Below are 7,217 nucleotides of genomic sequence, written 5' to 3' on the forward strand. Positions count from 1 at the left end.
GACCGGTTGCCGAACTTCTCGGTGTCCGGGCCGTTCTCCTCCAGGACCTGGATCGCCGCTGCGTGCACGACCCGCAGCACCGGGGTGGCCGCCCGCAGCGCGTCGTCGGCCATGAAGCGGTGGCGCCACGGATGGTCCGCCCACGAGCGGCGCAGTCCGAACGGTTCCGGCAGAGCCACTGACCCGCCGCTGTTGTCAGTGGCAGCGGATAGCCTGACGGCAGTCGAAGATCACCGTCGACGGACCGCGACCGGACAGAGGGGTGGGGCGGGTGCGCGTACTGGGAGTTGACCCGGGACTGACCCGATGCGGTGTGGGTGTCGTCGAGGGCGTCCCCGGACGCCCGTTGACGATGATCGGCGTCGGCGTCGTACGCACGCCCGCGGATGCCGAACTGGGCCTGCGGCTCGTCGAGATCGAGCGGGGCATCGAGCAGTGGCTCGACGAGCACCGGCCCGAATTCGTCGCCGTGGAGCGGGTGTTCAGCCAGCACAACGTCCGTACGGTGATGGGCACGGCCCAGGCCAGCGCCGTCGCGATGCTGTGCGCGGCCCGGCGCGGCATCCCCGTCGCCCTGCACACCCCCAGCGAGGTCAAGGCCGCCGTCACCGGCAGCGGACGGGCCGACAAGGCCCAGGTCGGCGCGATGGTGACCCGGCTGCTCCGGCTCGACGCGCCCCCAAAGCCCGCCGACGCCGCCGACGCCCTCGCGCTCGCCATCTGCCACATCTGGCGCGCACCCGCCCAGACGCGCCTGCAGCAGGCCGTCGCCCAGAACCGGCTCCAGCAGGCCGTCGCTCTGCACAAAGCACAGGCCAGAACACCCTCGTCGGCAACGACAGCACCCGCCTCGAAAGGCCGCCCCGCATGATCGCCTTCGTCAGCGGCCCGGTGGCCGCCCTCGCCCCCGACTCCGCGGTGGTCGAGGTGGGCGGGATCGGCATCGCCGTCCAGTGCGCCCCCAACACCCTGTCCGGACTCCGCATGGGACAGCAGGCCAGACTCGCCACCTCCCTGGTGGTCCGCGAGGACTCCCTGACCCTGTACGGCTTCACGGACGACGACGAACGACAGACCTTCGAGCTGCTCCAGACCGCGAGCGGTGTCGGCCCGCGTCTCGCCCAGGCCATGCTGGCCGTGCACTCGCCGGACGCCCTGCGCCGCGCGGTGTCCACCGCGGACGAGAAGGCGCTGATCGCCGTGCCCGGCATCGGCAAGAGGGGCGCCCAGAAGCTGCTCCTGGAGTTGAAGGACCGCCTCGGCGCCCCCCTGGGCACCGGCCCCGCGATCGGTTCCCCGGTCACCTCCGGCTGGCGCGACCAACTGCACGCGGCCCTGATCGGCCTCGGGTACGCGACCCGGGAGGCCGACGAAGCGGTGGCCGCCGTGACACCCCAGGCCGAGGCCGCCGAAGGCGCACCTCAGGTGGGCCAGTTGTTGAAGGCGGCCCTGCAGACCCTCAACAGAGCCCGCTGACCGACAGAGCCTGCTGACCAGGGGCGTCCGTACCGCCGCACGCCGCTCCGCAGGAACCACCCGACCGACCGCGACCGCGAGGCACACGCATGAACTGGGACGACACGACCGACGAGAGCACCGCCCCAGAGCGGCTCGTCGCCGCGTCCGCCGACGGTGAGGACCAGGCCGTCGAGGCCGCCCTGCGTCCCAAGGACCTGGACGAGTTCATCGGCCAGGAGAAGGTCCGCGAACAGCTCGACCTCGTCCTGCGCGCCGCACGCGCGCGGGGCGCCACCGCCGACCACGTGCTGCTCTCCGGTGCCCCCGGCCTCGGCAAGACCACCCTCTCGATGATCATCGCGGCCGAGATGGGCGCCCCCATCCGCATCACCAGCGGCCCCGCCATCCAGCACGCCGGCGACCTCGCGGCGATCCTCTCCTCCCTCCAGGAGGGCGAGGTCCTCTTCCTCGACGAGATCCACCGCATGTCCCGGCCCGCCGAGGAGATGCTTTACATGGCGATGGAGGACTTCCGCGTCGACGTGATCGTCGGCAAGGGCCCCGGCGCCACCGCCATCCCCCTCGAACTGCCCCCGTTCACGCTGGTCGGCGCCACCACGCGCGCGGGACTCCTGCCACCCCCGCTGCGCGACCGCTTCGGCTTCACCGCGCACATGGAGTTCTACGAACCTGCCGAGCTGCAGCGCGTGATCCACCGCTCCGCGAACCTCCTCTACGTCGAGATCGGTACCGAGGGCGCCGCCGAGATCGCCGGCCGTTCGCGCGGCACCCCCCGTATCGCCAACCGTCTGCTGCGCCGCGTCCGGGACTACGCGCAGGTCAAGGCCGACGGCGTCATCACCCGCGCCATCGCGGAGGCGGCCCTCAAGGTCTACGAGGTCGACGCCCGCGGCCTGGACCGGCTGGACAGAGGCGTTCTCGAAGCGCTGCTGAAGCTGTTCGGCGGCGGACCGGTGGGCCTCTCCACGCTGGCCGTCGCGGTGGGGGAGGAGCGGGAGACCGTCGAGGAGGTCGCCGAGCCCTTCCTCGTACGGGAGGGACTGCTGGCCCGTACCCCGCGCGGACGAGTCGCGACGCCCGCCGCATGGGCGCATCTCGGCCTCACGCCGCCCCGTTCCACAACGGGGGGAAGCGGACAACAGGACCTGTTCGGGGCGTGACGGCGAGGGTGCTCGCGGGCTCAGGAACCGTGGTGCCATGCTGAGCGTTGTTCCTGGAGTGCGGACTCGCTTAGACTCCGCCGATGCCGCCTTTGTAACTTTGTAGGCGGCGCCGACCACACCCCCATCCACCAGGCCGCTCACCGACGCGGTAGTGCGAAGGAAATCCCGTCCCGTGAATATCGTGACCCTCCTCCCGTTCATCGTGCTCATCGGGGCCATGTTCCTGATGACCCGCTCGGCCAAGCGCAAGCAGCAGGCCGCATCGCAGATGCGAAACGACATGCAGCCCGGCACCGGTGTCCGCACGATCGGGGGCATGTACGCGACGGTCAAGGAAGTCAACGAGGAGACAGTCCTCCTTGACGCGGGCCCGGGTGTGGAGCTTCTCTTCGCGAAGAACTCGATCGGCGCCGTCCTCACGGACGACGAGTACAACCGCGTGGTTCACGGCATCGAGCACGACCTGAAGTCCGACGAGTCCCTCGTCCCGGACGACGCCTCCTCCATCACCGAGACCGACGAGCCCTCCGACGACGCTTCCGCCGCTTCCGACGACAAGCCCATCGACCTCGGCAAGAAGGACGCGGCCGACGAGCCGGCCGGCGAGACCGAAGCCGCTGAGGTGAAGGCGGAAGAAGAGCCGAAGAAGACCGACGGCGAGTCCGACGCGAAGTAGCCGTGTTCCGGGGGAGGAACGCGGCGCGATCCGCTCGCGTCCCGTACCCCCGGCACGTGCGGTACTCGCAGGGAGTCCCGACACCATGTCATGGCCGCCGACCGCGCTGACCCGGCGCGAGGCGGCCCGAGAGGGAGTACGAGAAGGTGGCAGCACCTAAGAAGGGCCGGAGCGCAAGCTCCCAGAGCAAGCCAGGACGCTCGCTGGCCCTCATTCTGATCGCCATCGTGGCGCTCACCGGAGGCATGTTCCTCTCCGGGCACACGACTCCGCGTCTCGGCATCGACCTGGCCGGTGGCACGAGCATCACGCTCACGGCGAAGAACGAGCCGGGCCAGCCGAACGCGATCAACAAGACCAACATGGACACCGCGGTCGACATCATGAACCGCCGTGTCAACGGTCTTGGTGTCTCCGAGGCAGAGGTGCAGACCCAGGGATCCGACAACATCATTGTCAACATCCCCAAGGGCACGAACTCCAAGCAGGCCCGGGACCAGGTAGGCACCACCGCCAAGCTCTACTTCCGTCCGGTTCTGGCGCTGGAGGTCCAGGGCGTCGCCGCGACGACCAGCCCCACGCCGAGCGCCAGCACGTCCGGCAGCCCTTCGCCGTCGGCCTCGGCCACGGGCGACAAGGCGACCTCGTCGTCGTCCGCCTCGCCGAGCCCGTCGACCAGCACCACCTCCCAGGGCCGCCCGGTCACCGACGCCCTGAAGGCCGACGCGACCCCGACGCCGAGTGGCTCGGCGTCGGCGGCCACCAGCGCGTCGCCCCCGGCGAGCACCGCCCCCGACCCGGCGACCGCGGCGCTCCAGGCGAAGTACGCGGCGCTCGACTGCACCAAGAAGGCGGTCCGCGCGGTCACCGGTGACGGCGTCAAGCCCAGCGAGCCCACGGTGGCCTGCGGCAAGGACTCGCAGGGTCAGTGGCAGAAGTTCATCCTCGGCCCGGCCGAGGTCGACGGCACCGAGGTCAAGAAGGCCCAGGCCGTCTTCGACACGCAGGGTGCCGCCGGCTGGCAGGTCACCATGGACTTCACGTCCAAGGGCAGCAAGCAGTTCGGTGAGGTCACCGGCCGTCTCGCCCAGAACCAGGCCCCGCAGAACGAGTTCGGCATCGTCCTGGACGGCGAGGTCGTCTCCAACCCGTTCGTGAACACGGCGATCACCGGTGGCTCCGCGCAGATCTCCGGCAGCTTCGACCAGACCGAGGCCCAGGACCTGGCGAACATGCTGTCGTACGGCGCGCTCCCGCTCACGTTCCACGAGTCGAGCGTCAGCACCGTGAGCCCCGCGCTCGGCGGCGAGCAGCTGCACGCGGGTCTGGTCGCGGGCGCGATCGGCCTGGCCCTGGTCGTCATCTACCTGGTGGTCTACTACCGGGGCCTGTCGACCGTCGCCATCGCCTCCCTTCTCGTCTCCGCCGTCCTCACGTACGTGATCATGGCGCTGCTCGGTCCGGCCATCGGCTTCGCGCTGAACCTGCCGGCCGTCTGCGGTGCGATCGTCGCGATCGGTATCACCGCGGACTCGTTCATCGTGTTCTTCGAACGTATCCGGGACGAGATCCGGGAGGGTCGCACGCTGCGGCCCGCCGTCGAGCGCGCGTGGCCGCGCGCCCGGCGCACCATCCTGGTCTCCGACTTCGTGTCCTTCCTCGCCGCCGCGGTGCTCTTCATCGTCACCGTCGGCAAGGTCCAGGGCTTCGCGTTCACGCTCGGCCTGACCACCCTGCTCGACGTGGTCGTCGTCTTCTTCTTCACGAAGCCGCTGATGACGATCCTCGCCCGCAAGAAGTTCTTCGCGGAGGGCCACCGCTGGTCCGGCCTCGACCCGCAGCGCCTGGGCGCCCAACCGCCAATCCGCCGCACCCGTCGCGCGTCCGCGCCCGTCGACATGAAGGAGGCGTGAGATGTCGAAACTCGGCACCCTCGGCGCCCGGCTCCACCGCGGCGAGATCGGCTACGACTTCGTCGGCAAGCGTTTCATCTGGTACGGCATCTCGATCCTGATCACCATCACGGCCATCCTCGGCCTGTCGGTGCGCGGCCTGAACATGGGCATCGAGTTCGAGGGCGGTGCCGTCTTCACCATCGAGAAGACCAGCGTCTCGGTGAGTCAGGCCGAGAAGTACGCGGAAGAGGCCTCCGGCCACGACGCGATCGTCCAGAAGCTCGGCAAGGACGGCCTGCGTATCCAGGTCGCCACCATCGACACCGGGGCGGCGGACAAGGTCTCGGCGAAGCTCGCCACCGACCTGAACATTCCGGAGAAGGACATCACCGGTGAGCTGGTCGGCCCCAGTTGGGGCGATCAGGTCGCGAACAAGGCCTGGCAGGGCCTGGTGATCTTCATGATCCTTGTCGTGATCTATCTGGCGATCGCCTTCGAGTGGCGCATGGCCGTGGCCGCGCTGGTGGCACTCATCCACGACATCACCATCACGGTCGGTATCTACGCCCTCGTCGGCTTCGAGGTCACGCCAGGCACGGTGATCGGTCTGCTGACGATCCTCGGTTACTCGCTCTACGACACGGTCGTCGTCTTCGACAGCCTCAAGGAGCAGACGAAGGACATCACCAAGCAGACCCGCTACACCTACAGCGAGATCGCCGACCGGTCGATCAACGGCACCCTGGTCCGCTCCATCAACACCACGGTGGTGGCGCTCCTCCCGGTCGCCGGTCTGCTGTTCATCGGTGGCGGTGTGCTCGGCGCGGGCATGCTCAACGACATCTCGCTGTCGCTGTTCGTCGGCCTCGCGGCCGGTGCGTACTCCTCGATCTTCATCGCCACGCCGCTCGTCGCCGACCTCAAGGAGCGCGAGCCGCAGATGAAGGCGCTGAAGAAGCGCGTCCTCGCCAAGCGGGCGCAGGCCGCGCAGGGCGGGGCCCCGGCGGCACAGGTCAGCGACGAGCAGCCGTACGACGAGGACGACGACGCCGCTCCCGCGGTCGTCGGCCCGCGCAACCAGCCCGCGTCCCGTAACCGGGGTCGCGGCCGGCCTTCGGGCAAGCGCCGATGACGGCCGTCCAGGAGCTGCTGCTCAGCCGCATCCGCGATGTGGCGGACTACCCGGAGCCGGGGGTGATGTTCAAGGACATCACCCCGCTCCTGGCGGACCCCGAGGCGTTCACCGCGCTCACCGACGCCCTGGCCGAGATCGCGGGCCGCAGCGGTGCCACCAAGATCGTCGGCCTGGAGGCCCGCGGCTTCATCCTGGGCGCCCCGGTCGCGGTCCGGGCAGGCCTCGGCTTCATCCCCGTACGCAAGGCGGGCAAGCTCCCCGGAGCCACGCTCAGCCAGGCGTACGACCTGGAGTACGGCTCCGCCGAGATCGAGGTGCACGCCGAGGACCTGAACGCGGGCGACCGCGTCCTGGTCATCGACGACGTCCTGGCCACGGGCGGCACCGCCGAGGCCTCGGTCCAGCTGATCCGGCGGGCCGGTGCTGAGGTCGCGGGTCTCGCGGTCCTCATGGAGCTCGGGTTCCTCGGCGGTCGGCAGCGACTCGAACCCGCTCTGTCCGGAGCGGTGCTGGAGGCGCTGATCACCGTCTGAGACAGCCCACCAGGGCTGCCTGCGGACACCTGGAACGACGGAGGCGATGACGACCCGCTTCGGTTCGTCAGCAGGCTCCAGTTCTCCCCACGCCTGCTCCCGGCCGGTGACGGGGTTGTAGATGCATCCGACGCCAAGGCCCTTGTCGACATGGCCAACGCAGGACTGGGTGCAGGCGATACAGGTACGGATGTCGTCGGTGCGGCCTTCCCGCGCCTTGTTCGGGAAGTGTGGGTCGGCGATGAGGGTCTTCGCCATGCCGACGATGTCGAGTTTTCCGTCGGCGACGCACTGCTCAGCGAAGGCCGGCGAGTCCTGACGACCCGCCCCGATGAT

The 7,217-nt window shown here is 69.7% G+C and carries 8 protein-coding genes and 1 pseudogene; 8 read left to right on the forward strand and 1 reads right to left on the reverse strand.

Features of this window, described 5'->3' with window-relative positions:
* Window positions 1-188: pseudogene (locus STRTUCAR8_RS53860) on the reverse strand (hypothetical protein); the annotation flags it as partial.
* Window positions 189-271: 83 nt separating this feature from the next.
* Between STRTUCAR8_RS53860 and ruvC the strand changes: the two are divergent.
* From ruvC to STRTUCAR8_RS53695, 8 genes are all read left to right on the forward strand, one after another.
* Window positions 272-871: a crossover junction endodeoxyribonuclease RuvC gene (gene ruvC, locus STRTUCAR8_RS04865; protein WP_044471643.1), complete on the forward strand. Its 600-nt coding sequence runs from the start codon at window positions 272-274 to the stop codon at window positions 869-871.
* Window positions 868-1,476 carry a Holliday junction branch migration protein RuvA gene (ruvA, locus tag STRTUCAR8_RS04870; protein WP_006374330.1) on the forward strand — a complete coding sequence of 203 codons (609 nt, stop codon included), beginning with the start codon at window positions 868-870 and terminating at the stop codon, window positions 1,474-1,476. The genes ruvC and ruvA overlap by 4 nt, the downstream gene beginning before the upstream one ends.
* A gap of 89 nt (window positions 1,477-1,565) precedes the next feature.
* Window positions 1,566-2,639: a Holliday junction branch migration DNA helicase RuvB gene (ruvB, locus tag STRTUCAR8_RS04875; protein ID WP_006374328.1), complete on the forward strand. Its 1,074-nt coding sequence runs from the start codon at window positions 1,566-1,568 to the stop codon at window positions 2,637-2,639.
* Between the two features lie 175 nt (window positions 2,640-2,814).
* Complete coding sequence (gene yajC / locus STRTUCAR8_RS04880) at window positions 2,815-3,318, forward strand: preprotein translocase subunit YajC (RefSeq protein ID WP_006374333.1); 504 nt, start codon at window positions 2,815-2,817, stop codon at window positions 3,316-3,318.
* Between the two features lie 146 nt (window positions 3,319-3,464).
* Window positions 3,465-5,231, forward strand: a complete 1,767-nt coding sequence (secD, locus tag STRTUCAR8_RS04885) for a protein translocase subunit SecD (RefSeq protein ID WP_006374334.1) — start codon at window positions 3,465-3,467, stop codon at window positions 5,229-5,231.
* 1 nt (window position 5,232) lies between these two features.
* Complete coding sequence (gene secF, locus STRTUCAR8_RS04890; RefSeq protein ID WP_006374331.1) at window positions 5,233-6,345, forward strand: protein translocase subunit SecF; 1,113 nt, start codon at window positions 5,233-5,235, stop codon at window positions 6,343-6,345.
* Window positions 6,342-6,881 carry an adenine phosphoribosyltransferase gene (locus STRTUCAR8_RS04895; protein WP_006374329.1) on the forward strand — a complete coding sequence of 180 codons (540 nt, stop codon included), beginning with the start codon at window positions 6,342-6,344 and terminating at the stop codon, window positions 6,879-6,881. Before secF ends, STRTUCAR8_RS04895 begins: the two co-directional genes overlap by 4 nt.
* A gap of 150 nt (window positions 6,882-7,031) precedes the next feature.
* On the forward strand, window positions 7,032-7,217 hold a 186-nt coding region (locus tag STRTUCAR8_RS53695), incomplete at its 3' end, for a hypothetical protein (protein WP_206742935.1).

This window comes from Streptomyces turgidiscabies Car8 (assembly GCF_000331005.1).
GTDB classification, from domain to species: domain Bacteria; phylum Actinomycetota; class Actinomycetes; order Streptomycetales; family Streptomycetaceae; genus Streptomyces; species Streptomyces turgidiscabies.

Excerpts from the sequence above, each read along its gene's own strand:
- STRTUCAR8_RS04895 (WP_006374329.1), top strand. The coding sequence starts at position 6,342 with ATGACGGCCGTCCAGGAGCTGCTGCTCAGCCGCATCCGCGATGTGGCG.
- secF (WP_006374331.1), top strand. The coding sequence starts at position 5,233 with ATGTCGAAACTCGGCACCCTCGGCGCCCGGCTCCACCGCGGCGAGATC.
- ruvA (WP_006374330.1), top strand. The coding sequence starts at position 868 with ATGATCGCCTTCGTCAGCGGCCCGGTGGCCGCCCTCGCCCCCGACTCC.
- ruvB (WP_006374328.1), top strand. The coding sequence starts at position 1,566 with ATGAACTGGGACGACACGACCGACGAGAGCACCGCCCCAGAGCGGCTC.